Below are 23,443 nucleotides of genomic sequence, written 5' to 3' on the forward strand. Positions count from 1 at the left end.
AGAGCAGGTTTACGACAGGTCTACTTACATCAAACCAGAGCTTCAGGGTTAGCAGGTCTTAGAATCTCTGTATTTCGCAGGCACTCAGCCTTTCAGAAAGGAGCAGCAGAGCAAGCCTCTCCTCCTTCCAATCTGCAACCCCCTCCTCTATTCACTCCACGGGGAACAGCCCGGCTTGCCGGCTACCGACCAGGGCCAGAGCTTTCTGATCCAGGCGGGACAGGGCGGCGCGGCCCGTATCCTGCCGGGGCAGCTCAGCCTGGGCCGCGTACACATGCAAGGTGACCTGCCGGTGGGTCATGCCGTGACGCACCTGCCCCAGCAGGAGACCGGGCTGCGCACCCAGGCGGTCACACAGCCGCGCCAGCGCCGACGCAACCGCCTCACCGGGCCGCAGGGCTTCGGTGGGGAGCCCCATCAGCCCGCCCAGCAGGGCGCCCTCGCGCCGCTCCAGGTAAGCGTGGGCCGCGTCGCCAACCAGCAGCGCCGCCGCCTGCACCTCCTGCACGGCCGCCCGAACTTTCGGCGCTGGATAGGCCGCCGGTTGCCCGGTTGCCCGCGCCGCGCACCACGCGCTCACCGGGCACTGTGCGCAGCGCGGGGCCTTGGGGATACACACCGTTGCGCCGAGGTCCATGACCGCCTCGTTCCAGGCGCCGGGCCGCGCAGGGTCCAGCAGGGTGTCCGCCTGCGCCTGCACCCAGACGGGCGTGGGCACAGCCTGGGCGCGCAGCCGCGCTAGCACCCGGCGCACATTGCCGTCGTTCACGGCGCAGGGGGCATTGAGCGTGAAGCTGCTCAGGGCCGCCGCCGTGTACGGCCCCACGCCGGGCAGGGCCAGCCAGCCCGCGTAGGTGGTGGGAAAGCCCTGGGCCGCCACCACACCCGCCGCACGGTGCAGGTTGCGCGCGCGGGCATAGTAGCCGCAGCCCTCCCAGGCTTTAAGCACGTCGTCAATAGGCGCAGCGGCCAGAGCCTGCACCGTGGGAAAAGCCGTTAGAAAGCGGTCGTAGTAGCCCAGGCCGCGCGCCACCTGCGTCTGCTGAAGCAGGACCTCGGCCACCCAGGCGCGGTAGGGGTCGCGCCCGCCCTCGGGGCCGCGCCGCCACGGCAGGTCACGTCCGGCGCGGTCAAACCAGGCCAGCAGCGCCGCGCGCAGGGCCGGCACCGGCAGGGGTGCTGGCCCTGCCTCTGCCTCAGAAAAAGCGGTCACCGCGCCAGTCTAGAGGCGCGGTGACCGCAGGACCGTGGCCGAGGTTGGGGTCAGGCGCGCAGGCGCTCGCGCTCGGCCGGCACGCGCAGGCGGCGGCGCACGCCCTCGGCGTACTCGGTCAGGTCGGTCAGCAGGTCGGGCACACCCGCTCGCAGCAGGTAGCCGCCGCCCGGCAAAGGGGTCAGGGCCAGGAAGGGCGCGCGGGTCAGGGTGTCCAGAATGCCGCCCAGCTCGGCGTAGGTTACGCCACTGCCCAGGCGTTCGGCCAGGCGCTGCACGCTGACCACGCTGTGGGCCGGCTGCTGCGCCAGGGTCAGCAGCACCGCGCTGAAGGCCCCGCGCTGCGCGAGGTGCGCGCCCACCAGTTCGGCCACACTGGCCGCCGATTCGAGGTCCACGCTGCCCGCTTTCCAGTACCCGCGCAGTTCGACCGCCGAGAGCGGCGCCAGCATCGCGTGGTCAATCAGGGCGGCCAGGGCCTCACGCGTCAGGCGCGGCGTGCCGGCGGGGCGCTCCTGTTCCGTGGTCAGCAGGACACAGTAGTCAGCCTGTTCTTTCCAGGCGGGCGTCTGCACGGCGGCCTCACTGGTCGCCACCAGCACCGAGTACCCGTGGGCGCCCAGGTCGGCCTTCAGGCGCAGCACGCCGCCCCCCAGCTGGTCCAGGCGGTAGCCCGTCAGGCGAGCCAGTTCGGCCAGTTGCGTTTCAGGGGTGATGGCTGAGGCGGCCGGACTGGGAGAGGCAGGGCTGGCAAAGCGCACGTCCAGTGGTTTGACCGGCGCCGCGCTGCCTGATTGGACCCGGCGGGCGGGCGCGTCTGGGATCACGGGGGCGACACTGACAGCGCGGTGAGGTTCGGGGGCCGCCTCGGGCCGGGGGCGCGGCGCCGTGGCTGGCCGGGACGAGTCCTCCCGGCGAGCCTCTGTGCGCGGCTCGGAGGGGGCTGCAGTCTCGGGGCGACTCGCCTCTGGACGGGTCGTTTCTGCGCGGGTCGCTTCCGTGCGGGTCGCTTCCGTGCGGGGAGGGCTGTCTGGGCGAGCGGCCTCGGCACGGCCCACTTCCTGAAGGCGCACCTCACGCACATGGGGGGTCGAGCTGACCACCACGCGGCGCGTTTCCGGGCGCGGCGGCGTGTCCCGGCGGGGGGCAGGGGGCGGCGCATGCGGCTTGACAATGCCCTCCACCTGGTAGCGCCCCAGCGTCAGCGGCGTAATCACCAGCACGTCGTTGACGCCCAGATTCTGCGCCTGGTACAGCGCCCCCAGCCCCCACACCCGCTGCCGCTCTGGATCAACCTGCGCCGTGTATTCCTGGCCCCGGTCATCCAGCAGCGTGACTGGTCCTGCCGACGGAAAGGTGGCGCCCAGATACTTGAGTAGACGCAGGCTGCCTTCTTGCAGGCAGGGCCGGGTGATGACATAGCGCATTGCTTTCACGCATGAACTCCTCTGGTCCCCGCCCCGCACCCCCCCAGATGCCAGGCAGAACCACGCACAGCAGAATAAATTTTTCCTAAAGTAGCAGACTTTCTGTGCAAGAGCCGCGCAAAAACTATAGGAAGGTCAGGAGTTGCAGAGCGGCAGGCGGATCATCACGGCTCAGGTAGAGCCGACTAGAGCCCGAACCCAGCTTTCTAGCCAACCATGACCTCCTCCTGAAAACGCCGAAACGCTCCGTCCCAGTGGGCTTTTCCATGCGCTTAAATCAGCGCTGCCAGCCGCCGGGTAATGACCGCAGGCAGGTCAATCAGCGCGGCGTACTCGCCCGTGGCCAGGGCGTGATATTCGGCCCAGTCGGTGTGCGCCGCAAACGCCCCGGCCATGCTCAGCACGTCCTGCCGGAAAGTCTCTTCGTGCGGCGGGGTCACCCCGTATCGCTGGACCTGCGCCACCAGGGCGGGGGCCAGCAGCGGCGCCAGACTGGGCGGCGCGGCCGCGTGTTCGGCGTACAGAGCACTCAGGAGGTGACCCACTGCCGCGCGGGCCGCCGCGTCTAATGGAACGGAGGCCGGCGTCACTTGCGCCCCGGATTGACGGCCTGCAGCGGAATGACCCAGGCGGGGTCAAAGGTGGTGGTCTCACCGGAAAATTGCAGCACGCCGCCCTGGCCTGCGGTGGGGTAGGCGGCGGTGGTCAGCTCATAGCCCAGCAGGTCCGGGTTGTCACCGCTGATTTTCAGGGCGCGCACCGATTCCAGCCTCAGGGCCGACTTGGGAATCCTCAGCACGACCTCGGGCAGTCCCTCGGTCGGGGCGTACCAGCGGCCTTCAATCTGGGCCATATAGGCGGCTTCGTTGGCGTCGGTGGGCTGCACGTTGGTCATGAAGGCGGCGGGAATCTTACCGTCTTTCTTGTACTTGTTCTCCACCACCCAGCGGCTCGTGATGCGGTACACGTAATCCGTGCTGCTGTCGGCCAGGATCTCTTTCAGCACCGCCTGATAGCGCTCGCCCAGCGCGGCGTCGTCGGCCTGCGCCTGGGGCGTGGCGTCGGCCAGGCGCTGCGGGTTGCGGCCCCGGTACAGCGAGTCCAGCAGAGCGTGCTGCGCGCTCGTGACGTCGGTGTTGGGCTTGGGGTCCAGGCGGGCGCGGTCTTCGGGAGACAGGCGGGCGATGGCCTCGGCGGTCCAGACCTTGGTGTTCAGCAGCGCCGCCTGTTCGGGGCGCAGGGGCGTGGTGGTCACGGGAGACGCCAGTTGCAGGCGCAGCACCCGCAGCGCGTAGGCCGGTTTGATGCTGCGGCTGTCGATGCTGCTCAGGGCCTCGCGGACGGCCGGCGCCGGGTACTGCCCGAACAGGTCCAGCAGGCCTGCCGGACTGTCCACCTTACGCAGATGCGCGCGCAGTTCCAGCGGGTCATACACATGGCCCAGCAGCGCCGTCATCAGGGGCGGGGCGTCCGTGACCCCAGCGGCGCGCAGCACGCGGGCCAAGCTGTCGTAGTTGCTGCGGCCAATGCGCTCTATCAGGGCCGCCTCGGCGGGGGTGGGGGCCACCTTGACCGGCGTCTGCGGGGTGTCCTCCTGCAGGGCCTGGCGGTTTTTCTCCAGAACGACGCGCTTGGGGGTCCTCGGGGCGCCCTCGGCTTTTGGCCTGACGCTCCCCTTTGACTCAGATTTCGACTGGGGTTTGGGCTGAGACGTGAGACCCGCCGGCTGGGATTTGGGCCGGGGCTGCGCCTTCGTGGGCATGGGGGACGGCTCCGGTGAGGTGTCCCCGGATTTGGGCTGTGCCCTGAGGCGGCGCTGCGCCGACTGCTGGGCCGCTTCCAGCAGGGCCGTGAGGGTCCGGCGCAGGTCCTGAACCGACCCTTTGGCCTGCACACCCGCGCTGCGCAGCAGTTCGCCTAAGTCGGTGACGGTGGCACTGGCAATATCCGCCGCCGAGCGGCCGCGCTGCGCCGCCGCCTCGTAGGCCCGGCTGGCCAGCGCCCGCACCTTGGGCGGCAGGGCGCTGTCTCCAAGCGCGTTGCCCACGGCGCCCCCCACCGCCTTCATCAGGGCCTGGGCCAGGCGGTTCTGAATATCGGCGGCGCTGAGGTTCTGGCCGCGCAGCAGGTCCAGGCCCAGTTCGGTGGCCTGCCCCGCCGTCGTTTCCAGACCGCTCTCGGCGGCCTTGACGGCCAGCTGGGCGCGCCGCCCCGGCACCTTGACCTGCCCGACCACGCCCTTGGTGGCGCCCGACACGCTGCCAGCCAGGCCCCCACGGCCCGCACCGCCCGCAATCCCCGCCACATATACCAGGTAGCCGGCGCGCCAGTTGGCGTCGTTGGTGGCGGCTTCCAGACCCTTTTCGGTCGCGCCGTTCAGGGCGCTGCGCGCCGCTTCCAGGGCCACCTTGCGCGCATAGGCACTGCCAAACACCTTGGTCAGTTTGTCCAGATAGGCGGTCAGCTGGCTGCCGTCGCGCAGCACCCCGCCCACAGCGGCGGCCAGCGCGCCCGTGACCGCGTCGGTGGCAATCTGGGTGCTGCCCACCTTGCCGCCGCGCAGGGCCACGTCCACCCCTACCCCGGTGGCGGCGCCCACCACACCGGCCAGGGTCGCCGCCAGCCAGCCGGAGGCCAGGCCGCCCGTGGCCAGGGTCGCCAGCGCGCTGGCCGTGATGCTGGCCGCCGTCTTGATGGTGTCCACCGCGCTGCTCTCGGCGCGGGCGTAGCTGCGCCCGGCGGCCTGCTGGCGCTGAAACTGCTGCTCAAAGCGTTCGGCGCTGACCCCCGGCTTCAGGTTGCCCTCGGGCGTCACCATCTCCAGCAGGGCTTGGCTTTCCTGGCGCAGTCGGCTGCCGGTGCTGTGCTGACCCAGCCACTCCAGGCCGTCCATCACGGCGCTGCCCGCCGTGCTCCCCCGCTCGAAAGCCAGACTGTCCTTGACCCGCTGCACCTTCTCGGCCGTGGACTCGGGGGCGCCGCGCAGCGCCTGACGAATCTCGAAGGCGTCGCGGCCGTCCAGTTCGGCAAAACCCCACTCAGATTTGAACAGGTCGGCTTCCAGGCTGCGGCGGGTGTGTTTCTGGTAATCCTGCGCAATCCGGACGATGTCCTCTTTCTTGCGGCCAGACAGCACCTTGCGAATGGCGTCCTCATCGGTGCCGGCCCCTTCGATGGCGTCGCGCAGAATCATCCATTCCGGCACCTTGCCGCTGCTGGCCGCCGCCTGAATGCGGGCCTGCTGGGCGGCATTCAGGCCCGTACCCACTTCGCCGTAACGCCCCTTGAAAGCGGCCAGAGCGGCCTGGCGCTCCTGATCTTCCTTGTTTTCCAGCTCCTCGGCCATTTTGCCGCCGTCGGTGCTGAACCACCCACGCTGCTGGGCCATGCGCGCGGCGGTGGCCTCGGCGGCCTTGCCGGACAGAGAGGCGATGGCCTCGTCGCACCAGGCGTCGTTGCCGTACGCGGCGCGCAGGTCGGCCAGCAGGTCGCGGCCGGGGCGCAGCCGGGCGTAGGCGGCGATAATCTCGGCCCCGGAAGCCCCGGCCCCTGGCCCGGAATAGGTTTTCAGAGCGTCGCGGCCCCCAAACCACCCCTGAATGGCTTCTGACAGCCGCAGCGCAGCGGCCCGCGCCGGGTCACCGTCCACCAGCGCCCGCAGCACCTGCATGTCGGTGCTGCCGTCGCCGCGTGCCAGGCGCACCCGGAACCACAGGGTGTTCAGGCGCGTCCCCGGCGTCGAGATGCCCGCCTTGAACGCGGCGCGCGCCCCCGGTGCCATCTGGCGCAGCACCTTTTCCATGTGCGCCACGTCGTCAAAGACCCCCAGGTCATTGATCAGCGCCTGGGCCGCCGTTTCGGCGTCAAAGGTAGCCCGCTGCGCCTCGTCCCTGGGCCGCCGCAACCGGCGCAGCACCTCGGTCCTGACTCCCTGGCCGTCAATGGCCAGGTCCATCCGCGCAAACTCCTGCTCCAGGTCCACCCCGTACTCGCGGTAATACAGCGCCTTGAGCTGCCGCATCTGCTCGTCGGTCAAGTCCTCCAGGGCGCCGCGCAGGGCCGCCGAATCGGTAAAGCTCAGGGCGCGGGCGTGCAGTTCGTTGTAGATGGTCTCGGTGCGTCCCGGCAAGTCCCCTAGATCTCCTGAGAGCATCTGCTGCGTGACCTCATCGGCCGTGACCTGAAACTTCTCGGGGTGCTTCTTGACCTCCACCCAGTACGGCGTGATGCGCGCTGTGAAGGCCCCGTCCCGAATAGGCGCCGAGCCAAAACTGGTGGTTTCCAGGCTGTAGGCCACGCCCCGCGCGTAGCCTTCCTGATACGCGGCCGGCAGTTCGGGCATATAGACACGGATAAACGCCAGCGACATCTCGGCCTCAGTGGGGGCCGTCAGCCCTTCCGGCAGCGGCACGGACAGCGTGCCCACCTGCGTGGTGTTGTCGGTGGGCAGCAGTTCCTGTGGGGCGGGGCGGCTCTGCTGGGGGCCGGGTGTGGTCGGGGCGGCCTGCTTGGCCGGCTTCTCCTGGCGGGCGGGCCCAGGCCGGGTGGTCCCTGGCTTCTTGCCCTTGAGCGCTGGCAGCGTCACAGCTGGCGTCTTGCCCTGGGTCGGATTCCCCTGAGGCTGAACCGACTTGGCCGGCCGTTTGGTCTGGTCAAACATGTGTCTCCTCTGGGGGGGTGGGGCAGTGGTCCACAGTGTACCTGCCCCGCCTGGGCACGCGGTCAGCTGAGACGGACCCCAGCACCAGCGGTTCAGTCGGTTGGGAAGTGGCACCACAGACTGCTGCGGCTTTGCCGTGGAACGAGCAGAAGATCAGGCGGAGCAGGTCGGTGCTGACCACAGCAGAGCCAGAATCCACAGGGAATACGCCCCGCACCCCGCCGAGCCTGAGCCGCACGCCGTCGGCTTTGCCGTGTCCCTCTATCCTGCTGGCTATGACCGCCCAGACCGAGACAGTCATTCGTCAGTACTACGCTGCTTTCAACGCCGCCGACCCCGCTGGCATGCTGGCCCTGCTGAGCGAGGATGTGCGTCACGACATCAACGAGGGCGGCACCGAACTGGGCCGCGCCGCCTTCAGCGCCTTTCTGGCCCGAATGGACCGGCACTACCGCGAGCAGGTCACCGACCTGGTGGTGATGGTCGGCGAAGGCGGCGCGCGCGCCAGCGCCGAGTTTGTTATTCAGGGCACCTACCTGTACACCGACCACGGGCTGCCCGAGGCGCGTGGACAGACCTATACCCTGCCGGTGGGCGCCTTTTTCGAGGTGCAGGGCGGCCTCATCTCCCGCGTCACCAACTACTACAACCTGGCCGACTGGACGCGGCAGGTTTCCGCTTGACCCTGAAGGTCACGCCGCTGCGCGGCCCCGAGCTGGCTGCACATCTGCCGGAACTCGCGCGGCTGCGTGTCACGGTGTTCCGCGAATACCCCTATCTGTATGCCGGCAGCGCCGACTACGAGGAAACGTATCTGCGGCCCCTGCTCCAGACGCCAGACGCCCTGGTCGTCCTGGCATGGGACGGCGCGGCGGTGGTGGGGGCCAGCAGCGCCCTGCCGCTGACCCAGGAAACAGAAGCCTTGCAGCGGCCCCTGCTGAATTCGCCCTATGACCCGGCAAAGGTGCTGTACCTGGGCGAGAGCGTGCTGCTGCCCGAGTACCGGGGGCGGGGCCTGGGCCACGCTTTTTTTGACCACCGTGAGGCCCACGCGGCGCAGCTGGGGCTGGGTGTCACGGCCTTTTGCGCGGTGCAGCGCCCCGAACAGCACCCCGCGCGGCCTCAGCCCGAGCGCTCCCTGCACGCCTTCTGGGCGGCGCGGGGCTACCGCGAACACCCCGAACTGGCCGCCACCCTGCACTGGCCCGAGATTCCGCCGCCGCTCGGCACCGGCCAGGACACGGCGCACCCCATGCACTTCTGGGTCCGGGCCTAACGCTCCCGGTTCTGGGCGGCTTTCTCGGCGTCCTGGCGTTTCTTGTTCTGCGCCCAGCTGTAAGAGCGCACGGCGTCCACCACGAACCACACGGCCAGCACCGCCGCCACAGCGCCCCAGATGGTGCGGCCAGAAGTCAGGCCCGCGTAGGCAGCCCAGGCGCACAGGGCCGCCAGCAGCAGACTCAGGGCGAAAACGATGTGGGGCGGCACGCGGCGACCAAACATAGGTCCAGCTTACCTGTCCTGGCCTGACCCTGCGCGGATGGCCTCACAGCGGCGGGCCGGTCTAAGGATGCCCCTGTCTGCGGCCCACACCGCAGCTTCTTGCAGAGACTCACTTTGTTTGCCTGGGCAGCGGTTGAGGCGCCTCTTGCGCTCTGGATGCCGCAGGCGGGCCAGCTCCCGGCGCGGAGCGTGGCCCGGCGCCTGGGTGCTACACTCGGGGGCACGCTCGCACGCGGACGAGAGTCGAGAATGCGCGCATCCCGCGCCCACCCCCTGGCCCCCGCCGTGCAGACCAAAGGAGAAAGACACATGACCGACAACAACGAGCGGCCACAGGCCCAGCAGGAGCAGACCCCCGAGGAATTGCGCGACATCCTTCCGCAACTGGAAGGCGAAGCCGACGAGGACCCCGTACTGGACGCGCAGGAAGACGAGGCCGAGGCCGGCCTGAGTGCCGACGGCGCAGAAGGTGAGGACGACGAGTACATCGACGCCGACGAACTGATGGGCGTCCTGGCCGAGCTGAAAGAACTGCTGGAAGCCCAGGCCAAGGAAATCCGTGGCCTGCGCCGCGAGATGCGCGAAATGCGCGAGAGCCAGGGTCAGGGCGGCTTCCGCGGCGGTGACCGTGGTGAGCGCAGCAACTTCCGTCCCCGTGACGACCGCGGCGGCGACCGTGGTGGCTTCCAGGGCGGCGGCGACCGGGGCGGCTTCCGTCCCCGTGACGACCGCGGCGGCGACCGTGGTGGCTTCCAGGGCGGCGGCGACCGGGGCGGCTTCCGTCCTCGTGACGACCGCGGCGGCGACCGTGGTGGCTTCCAGGGTGGCGGCGACCGGGGCGGCTTCCGTCCCCGTGACGACCGCGGCGGCGACCGCGGTGGCTTCCAGGGTGGCGGCGACCGGGGCGGCTTCCGTCCCCGTGACGACCGCGGTGGCTTCCAGGGTGGCGGCGACCGGGGCGGCTTCCGTCCCCGTGACGACCGTGGCGGCGACCGCCCGGCCTTCCGCCCCCGCGAGGACCAGCAGCCGGGCGAGTTCCGCCCCCGCGCCCGCGCCGACCGTGGCTGGACCAACCGCCGCGACGACGAATAACACAGCCTAAGACAGCGCCCCTGGTCATCCACCAGGGGCGCTGCTTTATGACAAACGAGGCGGGATCTCCCCCGGCCACCATTGGGCGCAAAGGTTCAGCACACACAGCAAGAGGCCCGCGCGGGGCCAGGACCACCATACCCACAACAAGAAAAAACCCCCAGCATTCACTGGGGGTCTTCTGGTGCCGAGGATGGGATTTGAACCCACACACCTCGCGGCGCTAGTCCCTGAAACTAGTGCGTCTACCAATTCCGCCACCTCGGCACACTTTCGGTGGGGGCGCCCGCACTGGGGCGCGTTTCAGGGCTCGCTTACTTTAACGGCGAAGTCCGGAACTGTCAACTGCCGGCCGCTGGTTCGGGGGCCTCACCGCGCCGGCGCATCGCGGCGGTCAGCTTGGCGGGTTCGAACAGGCTGGCGTCCTGGCCATACCGGGCCTTAACGGCGCGCTGCACCAGCCAGATGGCGGCAAACACGCCCGCCAGGCTGATGGCCAGGCCGGGCACGCGCATGATGGCGTTCACCTCGGCGACCTGGGCGTTAAAGGCGTCGGTGCCAAACTTGGCCGTCACGCGGGCGTAGTTGACGACGCTGTTCACTACACCGCCGATCAGGTCCACCACCGCGAAGACCACGGTGCCCAGCACCAGGCCCCGGTGAACCTGGGGGTCACGCACCGCCGCCCCGGTGGCCGCGCGGTGTTCTGGGCTCTCGCCGATCGAACTGGCATCCAGAAACACCCGGAACAGCGGCACGCTGGTCGCCGCACTGATCAGAAACAGCAGGCCCATGAGGTAGGACCGCGCGCTGTCCTTGACGGCGTACCAGAAACCGTCCACGTACCAGAAAGCCAGCGCGCCGCTGAAGATGGCCCCGGCCCCGCCCAGCAGCGCCACCGGGCTGACGTTGCGATTCACCAGCAGGTCCCACAGCACGTAAGCCACCGGCACCAGCGCCGCCAGCAGATAGGCACGGATGTTGCCCGCCGTGCCGCCGCCGAACACCTGGTCGGCCACGCTGATGCCGCTGCCCAGGATATTGGGAGTGAGGATGACGATGGGAATCAGGAGGGTGAAGATCAGGTCCCAGACGGTTTTAGGGATGCGCGCGCGGGGGGCGGAAGTAGGGGCCGCTTGACTCATGGGGGCCATTCTCGCATTCAGGCATGAAGAGCGGAGTGGAAACCAGCAGGCGGCTGGGCTGAGCGGCCCAACCGTCTTGGAGAGACACTGACTCCACCGGTGGCCCCAGCAGTTCAGGCCAAAGCAGAGGAGGTGGCACTCTCCCCGACGTACCCAGAGAACAGAAGGAAGCCGGGTCAGACAGGGCTCGCCTTCCCCCGCCCAGAGGCACTCTTCCTGCCAGGGCGGTCCACCACCCCGACCCTGTATCCCTTGACGCACAGAGGCTCGGCTTGCCTCGCGTTCATCAACGGGGCAAGCCGAGCGGGATCAGGAAGAGGATTCAGGCGTGGACTTCGCCCATCGGTTCCGTCCGCTTGGCGCGTGGAAGAGACGGAAGCCCTCTCATCGCAGGGCCATCTCCCCTGTCCTCACGGTCCTCCCTCAACCTCCAGACCGTAAATCTGAAGGAAACGGGCGGTGCGCGCCTCCAGGGTCGGCAGCGGCGCGACGTCGCCGCACACCCAGTCGGGCTGATAGCTGCGGCACACCGCAGGCCGGTCGGCGTACACGGCGCACAGGCACCCCTGGCCGGTGTCGGTGCCCAGGTGCACACACGGCACGCCCAGCGGCTTGCCCAGCGCGTGAATATCGGGCGCGGCGCAGCAGGCCCCGCACGCCGTGCAAGCCGTGACCAGCACACTGCGCGGCGCCATGCCGGGCGGCACGGCAAAGCGGGCGCGTTCCTCTGGGGACAGTTTCACCCCAGGTCGTTCACGGCGGCAATCAGGGCGTCGTTCTCGGCGGGGGTGCCGATGGCGACGCGCAGGCAGCCAGCCAGACCCGGAAAGCTGTCCTGACGCCGCGTGACGATGCCGCGCGCGCGCAGCTGCGTGTAGGCGGCCGCCGCATCTGGCGTGCGCAGCAGAAAGAAGTTTGCCTGGCTGGGCAACGCCTGACAGGTGGGGTGACCTGCCAGGGCGGCCAGGACCCGCTCGCGCTCCTGCACCCCTTCCTGCACGCGGGCCTGCACATAGGCGGGCTGCTCCAGGGCCACTTCCAGGGCGGCCTGGGTCAGCGTACTGACATTGAAGGCGGGCACCAGCTTTTGCAATTGCGTGGCGAGTTCCGGGCTGGTCAGGGCGTAGCCCAGGCGCAGGCCCGCCAGCCCCCAGGCCTTGCTGAAGGTGCGCAGGCTCAGGCGGCCCTGGCCCGCGCGGGCCAGGTCACGGAAGTCGGTGCCGCTGTACTGGTGATAGGCCTCGTCCAGCACGACCACCCAGTCGCCCGCCGCCTCGGCCAGCTCGCGTACGGCTGCGGCGCTGTCCACCACACCCGTGGGCGCGTGCGGCTGGGTGATGTACAGCACGCCCGGCTCGTGACGCTTCAGTTCGGCTTTCAGGGCGGCGACGGGCAGGCTGAAGTCCTCATTCAGCGGCACCTCGATCAGCCGGGCGCCCAGCAGCTGCGCCTCCAGGGTATAGACGCTGAACGTGGGACTGACGGTCAGGACGGTCTGCCCGATGCCGGCCAGCTCGGTCAGCAGCTTGATCAGGACGTTGCTGCCCGGCGTGACCACCACGCCCGCTTCGGGCCAGTCCTCATACACGCCAATGCGGCGGCGCAGCTCGTCGGCGTGCAGGTCGGGATACCGGTTCCAGTCGCGGGCCGCCATACGCGACAGGGCCTCAGCCTTCAGCTCGGCCGGAAAGTCGTAGGGGTTTTCGTTCTGGTCGAGCTTGATGGGTTCATTGGTCGGCGTGAACGGATAGGCCGGCACGCGCCGCACGGCCTCGCGCACCCCGGCGGGGGCAGCAGCGGATTCTGTCGTCATGAGGCCCGTTGTACCACCCCCCCCGCCCGGCGCGTCCACCCATGACAAACTGCCCCGGCGGCGCCCCACCCAAACGCCCGTTTGGGCCGCGTGCTACGCTGCACGGCAGCCCAGGGGCCACGCCGCCCCCTGCCCCCACCATGACCGACACCCCCAAACCCCGCCGCGAGCAGATTCTCGACTCGGCCAGCCGCCTGTTTTCCGAGCGCGGCTATCACGCGACCAGCATGCGCGACCTGGCCGGCGAACTGGGCATGCAGGGCGGCAGCCTCTACGCCCATATTTCGAGCAAAGAAGAGCTGCTGATCGAAATCGTGAACCAGGCGTCGCGGCAGTTTGACGAGGCGCTGTTTACACTGCGGGGCGACCCCAGGCCTGCCGACGCCAAACTGCGGGAGGCCATGTACCGCCACATCCGCGTGGTGGCCGACAATATGGACAGCGCCACGGTGTTTTTTCACGAATGGAAGCACCTGTCCCCCGAGGCCTACGACCGCGTCACCGGCTGGCGCGACACCATTGACGCCTTTTACCGCGAGCTGATTACCCAGGGCGTGCAGGAAGGCTATTTTCGCCCCGAACTGGACATCAAGATGACGGCGTATCTGGTGCTGTCGGCCGTCAACTGGGCCTATACCTGGTATCGCCCCGGCGGCACCCTGGCCCCACGGGACGTGGCCGAACAGTTTGCCGACATGCTGCTGCTGGGTCTGCGGCCTGCACATGCCGCCCAGGAGGCCCAGCCATGAGCCACCCCACCGTGACCGTGCCCATCCGCGAGGCCATACGTTACGCTCAGGGCCGCGCCGAGCGTCTGGGCCGCACCCAGCAGCTGGAAATTGGCGAGGACCTGTTTATCCGGATTGCGCCGGGTGGACGCAAATTCCTGCTGTTTTGCCTGGACGGCGAGCCGGAGCGCGGCGCCGCCGAAGCCATTGCGGCCGCCCTGGGCCTGAAAGAGCCGCAGTACGGCTGGCATCAGGGCGCCACTCTGCGCTCGCTGACAGTTATTGAGGCAGGTGCGCAGAGCTTGTCCGAAAGTGGGCCAGCGGAAGAAGAAGACGGCACGCTCTGAGAATGGCTGCGCCGCTGACTAAGTTGTGCGGCCTGGACGCCACTTAACCTGCACCAACACTGCTCTTCTTGACACCAGACACCTGCTCAACAACTAGCGTCAGTTCCGAACATTGGTAGTTATCGGGTAAAGGGTCGAATGGCTCAGGTTATCCGTCCCCAAACGCCACACCAGCACAGCGGGTTGCTTGACCTGACTGGCCGCTACAAATGCCTCTGGCGTCCGGACGACCTCAGGCACCTCGCCGCTCATGGCTCTCAAGGCAAGCCGTCCACCCTGGGCAGTGCGCACACGCAGGCTGTAGTGGCCACATGCGGTTAGGCCCCTCACAAGGCAATCAAGATTGTCGACCATCGCATAGACGGCTTCTTCACCGCCCTGAACGTGCACAACGGGTGCCTCAGAATCGTCGAAGACAGCCCCGATCACGCTCATATTCAGCGTCACACCAGAAGGTAGAGCACGCCCCAACTCGGGGATGACGGCTCTCTGAGCGGCCGTCACGTACAGGTCAGCGACCTCTACCGGCGCACGAGAGGTCCCGAGTTGAAGGTCAAGGCGCCCCAGCTTCAACGTGGGATTGTCTGTACCAGACAGCCGCACGGGCATATCAAGTTGCTCAGCCAGTTCTGTCACGAAGCTGTATTTGCTCAGCCACTGCTCTTCCCCCCGCCACTGACCGGTCAGGCCGACCTGCACCGGTGTCAAGGTCCCAGGAAACAAAAGGGCTATGCGGGTACCGTTGACCTGGGTGCGAACGCCCTGCCGTTCCAGGGCCATCAAGAAATCACTGCGCCGGAAGACACCCCGGTCAGTCACCCCTCTTTGGCAGTGCCACCAGTTGACGGGCGTGAGCCACCACGGCGCGCCGCTGGCAGCCAAACGCTGCAAAGAGCACCGCTCCTGTGCGGCAACGTCTGGCGTCATGAGACTGGGCATTCCACCGGCGGCAGGCGCCTGCAGATGAGCCAGAGTGAGCACAGCCGCCGTACCGAGCAGCGCCGTCACGGCCAGAAGGACCCGTGGAGCCGTGTAGAGTCGCTGCATTCCCCTGGCCATCAGGGCAGGGTCTCCAAATTCTTGCAAAGCCAGGTCTAGGGCGCGGCTTGGGGCGTGACCCGCCACCTGGTACTCAGCCGCCCGTTCAAGAATGCTTCCGCGCAGTTCGTCCCAGACACGTTGCCGATCACGGGAGGGCAGGGCCTGAGTGGCGCGGGTGAGGTAGGTAGTCAGCGTTCTCACGAGTTTCCCCACCGCGTAATAAGGCCATGATGCCAGCGGCGATAGGCGTCGCGTTTGGCCTGGAAAGCCCTGGCTCCCTCATCTGTCAAGGCGTAATACCGTAGGGCGTGGCCCCCTCTGGGACTAGGCCGAGTGGAGCTGCGCAACCACCCACGCCGCTCTAGGCGGTGGAGGGCTGGGTAGAGGGTGCCAGCGTTCAAGTCCAGGTCACCTCCCGTCACCTCCCGGAGTTCCTTGGCGAGGTCCAGGCCATACCGCTCCTGTCCTGACAGCAGCGTGAGCAGCGCAAGTTCGAGGTCACCATCGTGCAGAGGCATGTCTCAATATAGAATTACGATATCGAATGTCAATAATGAGTGAATCTTTTGCCTCCTGGGCTGTGGAGTTGTCAACTCGATAAGCAAGACAGCCACTTCACCAATGAGCGCACAAATGTCAGAAGGTACGGAACGGCTTTGGCCAGATTAGAGAGCCTGAGCCGAACCCCCGGCAACCCACGCAACCCCATCAGGATGGAGGGGGGGAAGGAACTGGGCGTTCCCCTTCCAGCGCCGCCGCTGCCTTTTTCACCACCGGCATGACAGTCAGGCCCTGCACCGCGATGGAAAAGAGCACCACTGCGTAGGTGACTGTGACCACGGGCGTGCGGTAAGGGCTCTCGGGCAGGCCCAGCGCCAAGCTGATGGCGATGCCGCCGCGCAGGCCGCCCCAGGTGAGCAGGCGCACCGTGTAGGCGGCGTAGCCTTCCCGCGCCCGCACCAGCGCAAAGGGCAGCGCCACGCTCAGCCAGCGCGCCCCCAGGGACAGGGCGATGAGCAGGGCACTGGCCAGCAGCAGCGGGCCGCTGACATCGGTCAGCAGCACGTCCAGCCCAATAAAGGCAAACAGCAGGATATTCAGCACCTGGTCGGCGGTCTCCCAGAAGCCCAGCACATGCTCGCGCGTGTGGTCACCGAAGACCTGATCGCGCCACAGCGAGATCATCAGGCCCGCCACCACCATTGCCAGTGGCCCACTGACCCCCAGCGCCGCCGCCGCCACATAGCCCCCGACCACCAGTGCCAGGGTGATGAGAACCTCGACGGCGTGCTGCTCGATGGACCGCACCAGCAAGTAGCCCAGGCCGCCCAGCAGCGCGCCGAAAGCCAGGCCGCCCAGCGCCTCCTGCGCAAACAGGGCCAGCACACCTGCTGTGGTGGTCTGACTTGCCCCATCACCGCCTGAACCGTGCCCACCCAGACCCGCTGCACTGGCCAGGGCCAGAAACACGACCACCCCCACGCCGTCATTGAAAAGGCTCTCGCCCGCAATCAGGGTTTCAATCTTGGCGGGCACCTTCGCGCGTTTCAGCAGGTCCAGGACAGCGACTGGGTCCGTGGGGCTAATCAGTGCGCCGAACAGCAGCGCCCACATCAGGGGAACCTCCAGACCCACCAGCCGGAAGACCCCATAGGCGGCGAAGCCAATCAGCGCCGTGCTGATCAGAGTGCTGAAGAGGGCCAGGGTCAGGATGCTGCCGCGCTGGCGCAGCATCTGGCGCGTGTCCAGACTGAGCGCCCCGGCAAACAGCAGCACGCTGAGGATGCCGTTCAGAACAAACGTGGTGAAGTCCAGCGTCTGCAGCACCTCGGTGGCCCAGCCGCGCAAACCTGGCAGCCCCAGCCTATCCAGGCCAATCAGGACAAGGCTGGCCAGCGCCCCGGCCAGCGTGACGCCCACCGTGGTCGGCAGCCGCACCCAGCGCTCATTGACGAAAGCCAGCAGCGCCGTGACGCACAGCAAGGCCGCAAACGCACTCAACATGGGGGACACAATACGGGGGGAGGGCAAGGCCAGACAGTCATGGTTCAGCCGCCTGAGCGTCCATCAAAAAGCCCCGCCATTTAGACGGGGCCAGGGGCACGTGGTTTAGTCGCGCTCGCGCTCGCGTTCGGCGTTCAGCTGAGCCTGCAACTGGGCCTGGCGCTGGCGCACGTAGTCCTGTTGAAAGCGGCCTTCGTCCATCATGCTTGTGCCCACCGTCAGCTTGCCCGTGGCCAGTTCGCGCATAGCCTGGGTCACCAGGTTGCGGGTCCGCACGCGCTGCTCCACGGGCAGCACGCTAGGCGCCCCCGAGCGCAGTTGTAGGGCGCGCTTGGCCGTCACCACCGAAAGGCGGTATTTGCTGTCTGTCAGCGACAGCAGCTTGTCGATATCCCGTTCTGCCATAAGCCCACCTCCGTCAATCCGGCCACCTGCCCGTCTGGGGTGGGCGCCGGTTCAGCCCCACACTCTAGCGTATGCCGGGGCCGGGCGGCTAGACTTCGCGGCTCAGAATCACGCCCTGCAACTCGTCCACCTCGTAGCCGCAGGTTGCGTAAAAGGCCTGGGCCCCTTCGTTGTCGGCCGCCACCCACACGTCACGCAGCCCCTCGACCTGCATCTGGCTGTGCAGAGCCGCCACCAGGGCGCGTCCTACGCCCGCGCGGCGCCAGCTTTCGCGCACCCCGATTTCCTCGAACATCACGTCGCAGGCTGTCTCTGCTGTGCCTGAACGGTGGCGCCGCCGGTGAACATAGGCCATCAGGAACCCGACGGGCTGACCGTGTTCATCGTCGGCGTGCCAGTGCCAGACGTGGGGGTCCGCCAGATAAGCGCGGGCTTCCTCCGCACTCAGAGGCGGGCTGGGGTCTTCTTCCGTGAAGTCCGTCTCGTCGGCGGCGACCTGGGCCAGCGCAGCTTCATCGCCGGGCCGCAGGCGGCGAACAGTGAATGGAGGCATGGCTTCATCATGCCCCCGCTGGGGGCAGCGCAGATACAGCTTCTCTGATCTTCAGCGATCAGTAGTGTTCAGAGATGTCCTGGCCCGAAGACGCGACCCTCCGCCGCCCTGTTTCCGCCGCACCGGCCAAAGCACCCAGCGCGGCCCTGGGTTACCTGCTGAATATTCTGCTGCCAGGCGCAGGCTTTACCCTCATTAACCGCTGGGGCTGGCACCTGGGTTGGTTCGGCATTCAAGTGGGGCTGTACGTCGTGGCGTCCATCCTGAGCGGCGTGACCGGCACGCCATTACCACTGGTTCTGCCCTTCATCGGCTTCGTGGCTATGCTGGTTCACTTTGGCCGGGTCTATGCCGAGCAGGCCGACCGTGACTTTCAGCCGCCGCTGGAACTGGCCGTCAAGCTGGTGCTGATTCTGGGGCACTTTTTTATCGGCTTCGTGCTGGTGGGCATTCTGGCGGCGGTTCTGATTCCCAATCTGCTGTCGGCCCGCAACCGTGCCAACCAGACCGGCGAAATGGCCATCGCCCGGGCGGTGCAGGTGCAGGCGGTGGTGGCGCAGGTGGACGGCACCCTGCAAGACGGCCCGTGCCCCCTGAACGGCTTGCCCGAAACCTACCGCGAGCAGATTGCCTCCTGCACGGTGACGGACAGCAGCGGCACCGAACCCGCCGTCTCTGTGACGTTTGACAGCGGACGCACCATCACCCTGCCCTGAAGCGGCCGTCTGTCCCCTCCCTGACCTTCTTCCTGCCCCGGCCCATGCCAGACTGACGCCACATGCCGGATTTCGATGTCATCGTGATGGGCGCGGGCCACAACGCCCTGGTCACAGCGGCCTACGCCGCCAAAGCGGGCCTGAAGGTGGGCGTCTTCGAGCGGCGGCACCTGGTCGGTGGGGCCGTCAGCACCGAAGAACTGGTGCCCGGCTACCGCTTTGACTACGGCGGCAGCGCCCACATCCTGATTCGGCTGACACCGGTGGTACGTGAACTGGAACTGACGCGCCACGGCCTGCATTACCTGGACGTAGACCCGATGTTCCACTGCTCGGACGGCGAGACGCCCTGGTTCATTCACCGAGACGCGGGGCGCACCGCGCGTGAGCTGGAGGCCCTCTTCCCCGGACAGGGCGAAGCGTACACCCGGTTTCTGGACGACTGGACGCCGTTTGCGCGGTCGGTGGCAGACCTCTTCAACAGCGCGCCGGGGCCGCTGGACATGGGCAAGATGGTGGTCAGCAGCGGCAAAGGGCGCGACTGGATGGAGCAGTTGCCCCGCATCCTGCGCCCTTACGGCGACGTGGCCAAGGAGTATTTCTCGGACGAGCGGGTGCGCGCGCCCCTGGTGTGGATGGCGGCCCAGAGCGGTCCCCCACCCAGCGACCCCCTCAGCGCGCCTTTCCTCCTGTGGCATCCCCTCTATCACGAGGGCGGCGTGGCGCGGCCTAAGGGCGGCTCGGGGGGACTCACCAAAGCCCTGAAGCGGGCGATTGAAGCCGACGGCGGGCAGGTGTTCGTCAACGCACCTGTAAAGGACATTCTGGTCAAGGACGGCAAGGCGCAGGGTGTGCGGCTGGAGAACGGCGACACCTACACGGCACGCGCCGTGGTCTCCGGCACCCACATTCTGACGACGGCGGGCGCGTTGCCGGACGAATATGTGCCCGCCTCGGCGCGGCAGGTGCGGGTGGGCAATGGCTTTGGCATGGTGCTGAGGTTGGCCCTGAGCGAACAGGTCAAGTACCGCCACCACACCGAACCCGACAGCCGCGTGGGCCTGGGCCTGCTGATTAAAAACGAGGGGCAGTTGATGAAAGGCTACGGTCAGTACCTGGCCGGCGAACCCACCACCGATCCGCCCCTGATTGCCATGAGTTTTTCGGCGGTGGACGATTCGCTGGCGCCTCCTGGCGGCGAGGCGCTGTGGCTGTGGGCGCAGTATTACCCCTACGAACTGAGCAGCGGCTCGTGGGAGACCCGCACCGCCGAAGCGCGGGAGAACATCCTGCGCGCCTTCGAACACTACGCGCCGGGCACACGCGACACAATTGTGGGCGAACTGGTGCAGACGCCGCAGTGGCTTCACGACAACCTGGGCCTGCACCGGGGCAACGTCATGCACCTGGAGATGAGCTTTGACCAGATGTTCTCGTTCCGCCCGTGGATGAAAGCGAGCGGCTACCGCTGGCCTGGCGTCAAAGGACTCTACTTGACCGGCGCCAGCACCCATCCGGGCGGCGGAATCATGGGCGCCAGTGGACGCAACGCGGCGAATGTTCTGGTGCGGGACCTGACGCGGCGGCGGTGGCAGTGAAGGGTGTAGGGCGTGGGTTGTGGGTTGTGAAAAAAAAGCTTCTGGCTGGGCGTAAGCGCTGCGTAGGGGCTGGGGTCGCCGTCCTGCGAGGTCAGGAGGCCCTGCTCATTCGGCGTGGGGATAATGGCCTGTGGGACGTACCCGGCGGCGGGGCGCAGCGGGGCGAGGGGCCCGAAACAGCCGCCCGGCAGGAGTTACAGGAAGAAACCGGGCTGACCGTCGCTGCGCTCAACCCACTCGGTCTTTTTCCCCACCAGCACACCTACCCAGACGGCAACGTGGTGGACTGGGACACCCATGTCTTCACCGCCAAGTTTGTGGACGGCACCCCTGAAGCGCAGGACGACGCGGCCGAAGTGCGGTGGTGGCCGCTGGCCGCCCTGCCAGATGAAGTCTCCGCCGCTACCCAGGCCTACTTTGAAGCCCTGAGGGCGGCCCCTTGACCGCTCGCCTCTCCCCTACCCTCCTGCGATTTGGCCTGGCCTTTGCCGCGCTGGGGCTGGCTTTTTTAGGAGCGCTGCTGGTGCTGGCCGGCCCGGCGGCTGGCTGGGCCCTCATTGCACTCGGCCTGCCCCTGGCCGGCGTACTGGCGCTGGCGGGGGACGCGCTGGGGCCGCGCTTTGGCGAGGTCCTGTCTCTGCGCCTGACTGACTTGCTGGGCCGCACCCGGCCCTGGACGGCGCTGCTGGCGCTGTACGTGGCCCTCAAGATTCCGGTCCCGCTGTGGCCGGACGGCTTTCCGGTGCTGGGGCTGGCCAGCACGGCGGCCCTCTTTCTGGCCGCGCTGGCCTTTGTCTGGGAGCGTGCCGGCTGGGTGCGCGCCGGGCTGCTGATGGCCGTGTCGTTCAGCGTGGGCCTGGGGGTCGAGGTCCTGGGCAGCCGCACCGGGTTTCCCTTTGGTGCTTACTCCTACGCGACGGCCCCGGCCCCCACCCTGCTGGGCGTGCCGCTGATAGTGCCGCTGGGGTGGTTTGCGCTGACGCTGACGGCCACCTGCCTGTCCGGGGGTCGCCCCTGGCTGGCCGGCCTGCTGATGATGCTCTGGGACGTGGGGTTAGAACCCCTGATGACCGCGCAGCGCTACTGGCTCTGGAGCGACCCGCTGGGGCTGTGGGCCGGGGCCCCGCTGCAGAACTTTCTGGGCTGGTGGGCGGTGGGGTCGGGGTTGGCATGGGTCTTTACCGGCCTGGCCCCCAGACTGTTTGGTCTGCGCACCCTGGAATGGAGCTGGGCGCTGCCGTGGTGGGCGCGAAGTTTCCCCGAAAGCCGCGAGCCGCGCCTCAGCCTGCTGCCCGGCACTCCCAGGCGCAACCCCGATTTCCGGGTGGCCTACCCCATCGAGACCTTCTTTCTGCCCGGCGGGCTGGTGCTGGTGGGCCGCTACGCGGAAGCCGCCGTGACCCTGGCCGCCATGACCCTGGGCCTGGCCCTGGCGCGGCGGGTGACGCGGCATGACCGCTAAGCCCTGGGCCACGGCGCTGCTGTCGCGCAGCATTCAGCGCAGCGTGCGCGGCGGCCTGGCCGGCGTGTGGGTGCGCGGCGCCTTGCCCACCGGCGGCGTGGTGCTGGCCCCCAATCACCATTCATGGTGGGACGGCTACGTGCTGCGCGAGGTGGCCTGGTGGGCGGGCACCCCTTTTTCGGTGCTGATGACGGCGCGGCAGCTGGGCCGCTTTCCCTTTCTGCGCCGAGTGGGGGCGCTGCGGGCCGACGAGGTGCGGACCGGGGTCCGCCGCGCGCAGGCAGGATGGCTGGCGGTGTTTCCAGAAGGAGCCCTGCAACCGGCCGGCCCGCTGGGCACGGTCGCCCCCGGCGCCGCCTGGATAGCCCAGACGGCCGGCGTGCCGCTGGTGCCCGTGGCGCTGCGCGTCACCCTGCGCGGAGGCCAGTGGCCGGAAGCGTACCTGCGCTTTGGGCCAGCGGTGGCTGGACCCGCCCTGCCGCGTGCCATCGCCCACGAACTGGCTGCCCTGGACGCCGAGCTGGTGTCTAGCGACCCCGAGCAGCCGCTGGCCGGTTACCTACGCGCCGTACCGGGGCGCCTCAGCCGATCAGACCGGGTGGGCTGGGCCGCGCAGCTGCTCAACGTGGTCACTGGAGACCGGGCGTGAAGCTGGGCGCCCTCTACCGCACCGTCATGCTGACCTGGCTGAGTGCCAAGGCCCTGACGCTGGCGGTCAATGCCCTGACCTTTCCCCGGCTGCGCCCCGCGCCTACCCCGGCCACTGGCCCACGCGTGTCTATCCTGATTCCGGCGCGCAACGAGGCGCACAATCTCCCCGCCACCCTGCCCGGCGTATTGGCCCAAGGGGCCCATGAGGTCATCGTGCTGGACGACCGCAGCACCGACGGCACAGCGGAGGTGGCCCGTGGGCTGGGCGCGCGGGTCATCGCTGGGCAGCCCCGCCCGCCGGGGTGGTACGGCAAACCCTGGGCCTGTCAGCAGCTGCTGCGGGCCGCGCAGGGCGACCTGCTGATTTTTACCGACGCGGATGTCTCCTGGCATCCCGGCGCGCTGGGGGGGCTGCTGAACGAACTGAACCGCTCTGGGGCCGACCTCCTGAGCATTCAGCCGCGCCAGGACAACCGCACCCCCGGCGAGCGGCTGCTGACGCCCCTGGTGGACGCCGCCGTACTGTCGTACTTTCCTTACCCGCTGCTGCGCCTGCGCCCGCCCCAGCCGCTGGCCACCATTGCCAACGGGCAGGTGATGGCCTACCGCCGCGCCGCCCTGCTGCGGGTGGGCGGCTACGCCGCTGTGCAGGGTGAAGTGCTGGAAGACACGGTACTGGCCCGGCGGCTGGCGGCCCACGGTATGCCGGTGTCCACCGCGATGGGCCGGACCTGCATCAGCGTACGGATGTACCGCTCGTACCCAGAGTCGGCGGCGGGGTTTGGCAAGAACACCCTGCCGATTCACCTCAATTCGCGGGTGCTGCTGACCCTGAGCGTGGCTTTACATATTGCCGGACACACCTTGCCCTGGCTGGTGCCGGTCCCGGGCGCGCGGGTGCTGCGGGTGGCCAGTGTGCTGGAGCGCTTGGTCGTCAACCTGATTGCCGGCCGCCGCCGCCCTGCCGACCTGGCTGAAGGGCTGCTGGGGCCGCTGACGCCGCTGCTGGCCGTCCCCGTGTATCTTCGGGCCGTGAAGCGCCGCGTGACCTGGAAAGGCCGGGAGTACCGGCAATGAGGGCCTGG

24 protein-coding genes, 1 tRNA gene and 1 pseudogene are annotated in these 23,443 nt (G+C 68.2%); 11 read left to right on the forward strand and 15 right to left on the reverse strand.

All coding sequences use genetic code 11. The annotated features are described in order from the left end of the window. Nucleotides 1–151 precede the first annotated feature (151 nt). From mutY to K7W42_RS13220, 4 genes are all read right to left on the reverse strand, one after another. Entirely contained in the window at nt 152–1,213 is a 1,062-nt protein-coding gene (mutY, locus tag K7W42_RS13205; RefSeq protein ID WP_224575247.1) for an A/G-specific adenine glycosylase, read from the reverse strand. A gap of 50 nt (nt 1,214–1,263) precedes the next feature. Further along, on the reverse strand, nt 1,264–2,640 hold the full coding sequence (locus K7W42_RS13210; RefSeq protein WP_224575378.1) for a hypothetical protein: 1,377 nt from the start codon (nt 2,638–2,640) through the stop codon (nt 1,264–1,266). Nucleotides 2,641–2,912: 272 nt separating this feature from the next. Next, nucleotides 2,913–3,230, reverse strand: a complete 318-nt coding sequence (locus K7W42_RS13215; RefSeq protein WP_224575248.1) for a hypothetical protein — start codon at nt 3,228–3,230, stop codon at nt 2,913–2,915. Continuing rightward, nucleotides 3,227–7,300 (reverse strand): hypothetical protein, encoded by a 4,074-nt coding sequence (locus tag K7W42_RS13220; RefSeq protein WP_224575249.1) that lies wholly within the window; start codon nt 7,298–7,300, stop codon nt 3,227–3,229. Before K7W42_RS13220 ends, K7W42_RS13215 begins: the two co-directional genes overlap by 4 nt. Before the next feature lie 275 nt (nt 7,301–7,575). Between K7W42_RS13220 and K7W42_RS13225 the strand changes: the two genes are divergently transcribed. Both K7W42_RS13225 and K7W42_RS13230 read left to right on the forward strand, forming a co-directional pair. Next, nucleotides 7,576–7,983 carry a ketosteroid isomerase-related protein gene (locus tag K7W42_RS13225; RefSeq protein ID WP_224575250.1) on the forward strand — a complete coding sequence of 136 codons (408 nt, stop codon included), beginning with the start codon at nt 7,576–7,578 and terminating at the stop codon, nt 7,981–7,983. Continuing rightward, a complete protein-coding gene (locus K7W42_RS13230) occupies nt 7,980–8,576 on the forward strand; it encodes a GNAT family N-acetyltransferase (protein WP_224575251.1) in 597 nt (198 codons plus the stop codon). The genes K7W42_RS13225 and K7W42_RS13230 overlap by 4 nt, the downstream gene beginning before the upstream one ends. On the opposite strand, the gene K7W42_RS13235 is transcribed toward K7W42_RS13230, so the two are convergent. Next, nucleotides 8,573–8,803: a hypothetical protein gene (locus K7W42_RS13235; RefSeq protein WP_224575252.1), complete on the reverse strand. Its 231-nt coding sequence runs from the start codon at nt 8,801–8,803 to the stop codon at nt 8,573–8,575. The genes K7W42_RS13230 and K7W42_RS13235 overlap by 4 nt on opposite strands. 309 nt (nt 8,804–9,112) lie before the next feature. Between K7W42_RS13235 and K7W42_RS13240 the strand changes: the two genes are divergently transcribed. Then, the gene (locus K7W42_RS13240) at nt 9,113–9,895 is read left to right on the forward strand and encodes a hypothetical protein (RefSeq protein WP_224575253.1); all 783 of its coding nucleotides are present in this window, start codon (nt 9,113–9,115) and stop codon (nt 9,893–9,895) included. A 182-nt stretch (nt 9,896–10,077) separates the two neighbouring features. Here the strand turns inward: K7W42_RS13240 and K7W42_RS13245 are convergent. The 4 genes from K7W42_RS13245 to K7W42_RS13260 all read right to left on the reverse strand — a co-directional run bounded on the left by K7W42_RS13245 (nt 10,078) and on the right by K7W42_RS13260 (nt 12,853). Next, a tRNA-Leu gene (locus tag K7W42_RS13245) sits at nt 10,078–10,162 on the reverse strand. Nucleotides 10,163–10,236: 74 nt separating this feature from the next. After that, nucleotides 10,237–11,040, reverse strand: a complete 804-nt coding sequence (locus K7W42_RS13250) for a VC0807 family protein (RefSeq protein WP_157459996.1) — start codon at nt 11,038–11,040, stop codon at nt 10,237–10,239. A 410-nt stretch (nt 11,041–11,450) separates the two neighbouring features. Beyond that, nucleotides 11,451–11,735: a CxxCxxCC domain-containing protein gene (locus K7W42_RS13255; RefSeq protein WP_224575380.1), complete on the reverse strand. Its 285-nt coding sequence runs from the start codon at nt 11,733–11,735 to the stop codon at nt 11,451–11,453. Nucleotides 11,736–11,779: 44 nt separating this feature from the next. Continuing rightward, a complete protein-coding gene (locus K7W42_RS13260) occupies nt 11,780–12,853 on the reverse strand; it encodes a pyridoxal phosphate-dependent aminotransferase (RefSeq protein WP_224575254.1) in 1,074 nt (357 codons plus the stop codon). 140 nt (nt 12,854–12,993) lie between these two features. On the opposite strand from K7W42_RS13260, the gene K7W42_RS13265 reads away from it, so the two are divergent. Further along, nucleotides 12,994–13,602: a TetR/AcrR family transcriptional regulator gene (locus tag K7W42_RS13265; protein WP_157460010.1), complete on the forward strand. Its 609-nt coding sequence runs from the start codon at nt 12,994–12,996 to the stop codon at nt 13,600–13,602. Continuing rightward, nucleotides 13,599–13,928, forward strand: coding sequence for a hypothetical protein (locus tag K7W42_RS13270; RefSeq protein ID WP_224575256.1), 330 nt, complete (start codon nt 13,599–13,601; stop codon nt 13,926–13,928). The genes K7W42_RS13265 and K7W42_RS13270 overlap by 4 nt, the downstream gene beginning before the upstream one ends. A 99-nt stretch (nt 13,929–14,027) precedes the next feature. Here the strand turns inward: K7W42_RS13270 and K7W42_RS13275 are convergent, their stop codons facing one another. From K7W42_RS13275 to K7W42_RS13300, 6 genes and pseudogenes are all read right to left on the reverse strand, one after another. After that, nucleotides 14,028–14,936 carry a hypothetical protein gene (locus K7W42_RS13275; protein WP_224575384.1) on the reverse strand — a complete coding sequence of 303 codons (909 nt, stop codon included), beginning with the start codon at nt 14,934–14,936 and terminating at the stop codon, nt 14,028–14,030. A gap of 45 nt (nt 14,937–14,981) precedes the next feature. Further along, nucleotides 14,982–15,182: pseudogene (locus K7W42_RS13280) on the reverse strand (permease prefix domain 1-containing protein); the annotation flags it as partial. Beyond that, a complete protein-coding gene (locus tag K7W42_RS13285) occupies nt 15,167–15,487 on the reverse strand; it encodes a PadR family transcriptional regulator (RefSeq protein WP_224575258.1) in 321 nt (106 codons plus the stop codon). The pseudogene K7W42_RS13280 and the gene K7W42_RS13285, both read right to left, overlap by 16 nt. Nucleotides 15,488–15,677: 190 nt before the next feature. Next, nucleotides 15,678–16,973 carry a cation:proton antiporter gene (locus K7W42_RS13290; protein WP_224575260.1) on the reverse strand — a complete coding sequence of 432 codons (1,296 nt, stop codon included), beginning with the start codon at nt 16,971–16,973 and terminating at the stop codon, nt 15,678–15,680. A 105-nt stretch (nt 16,974–17,078) separates the two neighbouring features. After that, nucleotides 17,079–17,378: a DNA-directed RNA polymerase subunit omega gene (gene rpoZ, locus K7W42_RS13295; protein WP_157459992.1), complete on the reverse strand. Its 300-nt coding sequence runs from the start codon at nt 17,376–17,378 to the stop codon at nt 17,079–17,081. A gap of 88 nt (nt 17,379–17,466) precedes the next feature. After that, the gene (locus tag K7W42_RS13300; RefSeq protein WP_224575262.1) at nt 17,467–17,931 is read right to left on the reverse strand and encodes a GNAT family N-acetyltransferase; all 465 of its coding nucleotides are present in this window, start codon (nt 17,929–17,931) and stop codon (nt 17,467–17,469) included. Between the two features lie 74 nt (nt 17,932–18,005). Here K7W42_RS13300 and K7W42_RS13305 point away from each other — a divergent pair, with 74 nt between their 5' ends. The 6 genes from K7W42_RS13305 to K7W42_RS13330 all read left to right on the forward strand — a co-directional run bounded on the left by K7W42_RS13305 (nt 18,006) and on the right by K7W42_RS13330 (nt 23,435). After that, nucleotides 18,006–18,647 (forward strand): hypothetical protein, encoded by a 642-nt coding sequence (locus K7W42_RS13305; RefSeq protein ID WP_224575264.1) that lies wholly within the window; start codon nt 18,006–18,008, stop codon nt 18,645–18,647. A gap of 62 nt (nt 18,648–18,709) precedes the next feature. Next, nucleotides 18,710–20,245, forward strand: coding sequence for a phytoene desaturase family protein (locus tag K7W42_RS13310; RefSeq protein ID WP_224575266.1), 1,536 nt, complete (start codon nt 18,710–18,712; stop codon nt 20,243–20,245). Nucleotides 20,246–20,271: 26 nt separating this feature from the next. Then, a complete protein-coding gene (locus tag K7W42_RS13315; RefSeq protein ID WP_224575268.1) occupies nt 20,272–20,688 on the forward strand; it encodes an NUDIX domain-containing protein in 417 nt (138 codons plus the stop codon). After that, the gene (locus K7W42_RS13320; protein WP_224575269.1) at nt 20,685–21,707 is read left to right on the forward strand and encodes a carotenoid biosynthesis protein; all 1,023 of its coding nucleotides are present in this window, start codon (nt 20,685–20,687) and stop codon (nt 21,705–21,707) included. Before K7W42_RS13315 ends, K7W42_RS13320 begins: the two co-directional genes overlap by 4 nt. Beyond that, nucleotides 21,697–22,356, forward strand: coding sequence for a lysophospholipid acyltransferase family protein (locus K7W42_RS13325; protein ID WP_224575271.1), 660 nt, complete (start codon nt 21,697–21,699; stop codon nt 22,354–22,356). The genes K7W42_RS13320 and K7W42_RS13325 overlap by 11 nt, the downstream gene beginning before the upstream one ends. Beyond that, on the forward strand, nt 22,353–23,435 hold the full coding sequence (locus K7W42_RS13330) for a glycosyltransferase family 2 protein (RefSeq protein ID WP_224575272.1): 1,083 nt from the start codon (nt 22,353–22,355) through the stop codon (nt 23,433–23,435). Before K7W42_RS13325 ends, K7W42_RS13330 begins: the two co-directional genes overlap by 4 nt. The last annotated feature ends 8 nt before the right edge of the window (nt 23,436–23,443 follow it).

The organism is Deinococcus betulae (genome assembly GCF_020166395.1).
In the GTDB taxonomy this organism is placed as follows: Bacteria; Deinococcota; Deinococci; order Deinococcales; family Deinococcaceae; genus Deinococcus; species Deinococcus betulae.

Bases quoted from the DNA above. Each gene is read 5' to 3' on its own strand.
- K7W42_RS13210 (WP_224575378.1), bottom strand. From the start codon at position 2,640: ATGCGCTATGTCATCACCCGGCCCTGCCTGCAAGAAGGCAGCCTGCGT.
- K7W42_RS13220 (WP_224575249.1), bottom strand. From the start codon at position 7,300: ATGTTTGACCAGACCAAACGGCCGGCCAAGTCGGTTCAGCCTCAGGGG.
- K7W42_RS13225 (WP_224575250.1), top strand. From the start codon at position 7,576: ATGACCGCCCAGACCGAGACAGTCATTCGTCAGTACTACGCTGCTTTC.
- K7W42_RS13235 (WP_224575252.1), bottom strand. From the start codon at position 8,803: ATGTTTGGTCGCCGCGTGCCGCCCCACATCGTTTTCGCCCTGAGTCTG.
- K7W42_RS13240 (WP_224575253.1), top strand. From the start codon at position 9,113: ATGACCGACAACAACGAGCGGCCACAGGCCCAGCAGGAGCAGACCCCC.
- K7W42_RS13250 (WP_157459996.1), bottom strand. From the start codon at position 11,040: ATGAGTCAAGCGGCCCCTACTTCCGCCCCCCGCGCGCGCATCCCTAAA.
- K7W42_RS13255 (WP_224575380.1), bottom strand. From the start codon at position 11,735: ATGGCGCCGCGCAGTGTGCTGGTCACGGCTTGCACGGCGTGCGGGGCC.
- K7W42_RS13260 (WP_224575254.1), bottom strand. From the start codon at position 12,853: ATGACGACAGAATCCGCTGCTGCCCCCGCCGGGGTGCGCGAGGCCGTG.
- K7W42_RS13265 (WP_157460010.1), top strand. From the start codon at position 12,994: ATGACCGACACCCCCAAACCCCGCCGCGAGCAGATTCTCGACTCGGCC.
- K7W42_RS13270 (WP_224575256.1), top strand. From the start codon at position 13,599: ATGAGCCACCCCACCGTGACCGTGCCCATCCGCGAGGCCATACGTTAC.
- K7W42_RS13285 (WP_224575258.1), bottom strand. From the start codon at position 15,487: ATGCCTCTGCACGATGGTGACCTCGAACTTGCGCTGCTCACGCTGCTG.
- K7W42_RS13290 (WP_224575260.1), bottom strand. From the start codon at position 16,973: ATGTTGAGTGCGTTTGCGGCCTTGCTGTGCGTCACGGCGCTGCTGGCT.
- rpoZ (WP_157459992.1), bottom strand. From the start codon at position 17,378: ATGGCAGAACGGGATATCGACAAGCTGCTGTCGCTGACAGACAGCAAA.
- K7W42_RS13300 (WP_224575262.1), bottom strand. From the start codon at position 17,931: ATGCCTCCATTCACTGTTCGCCGCCTGCGGCCCGGCGATGAAGCTGCG.
- K7W42_RS13305 (WP_224575264.1), top strand. From the start codon at position 18,006: ATGTCCTGGCCCGAAGACGCGACCCTCCGCCGCCCTGTTTCCGCCGCA.
- K7W42_RS13310 (WP_224575266.1), top strand. From the start codon at position 18,710: ATGCCGGATTTCGATGTCATCGTGATGGGCGCGGGCCACAACGCCCTG.
- K7W42_RS13325 (WP_224575271.1), top strand. From the start codon at position 21,697: ATGACCGCTAAGCCCTGGGCCACGGCGCTGCTGTCGCGCAGCATTCAG.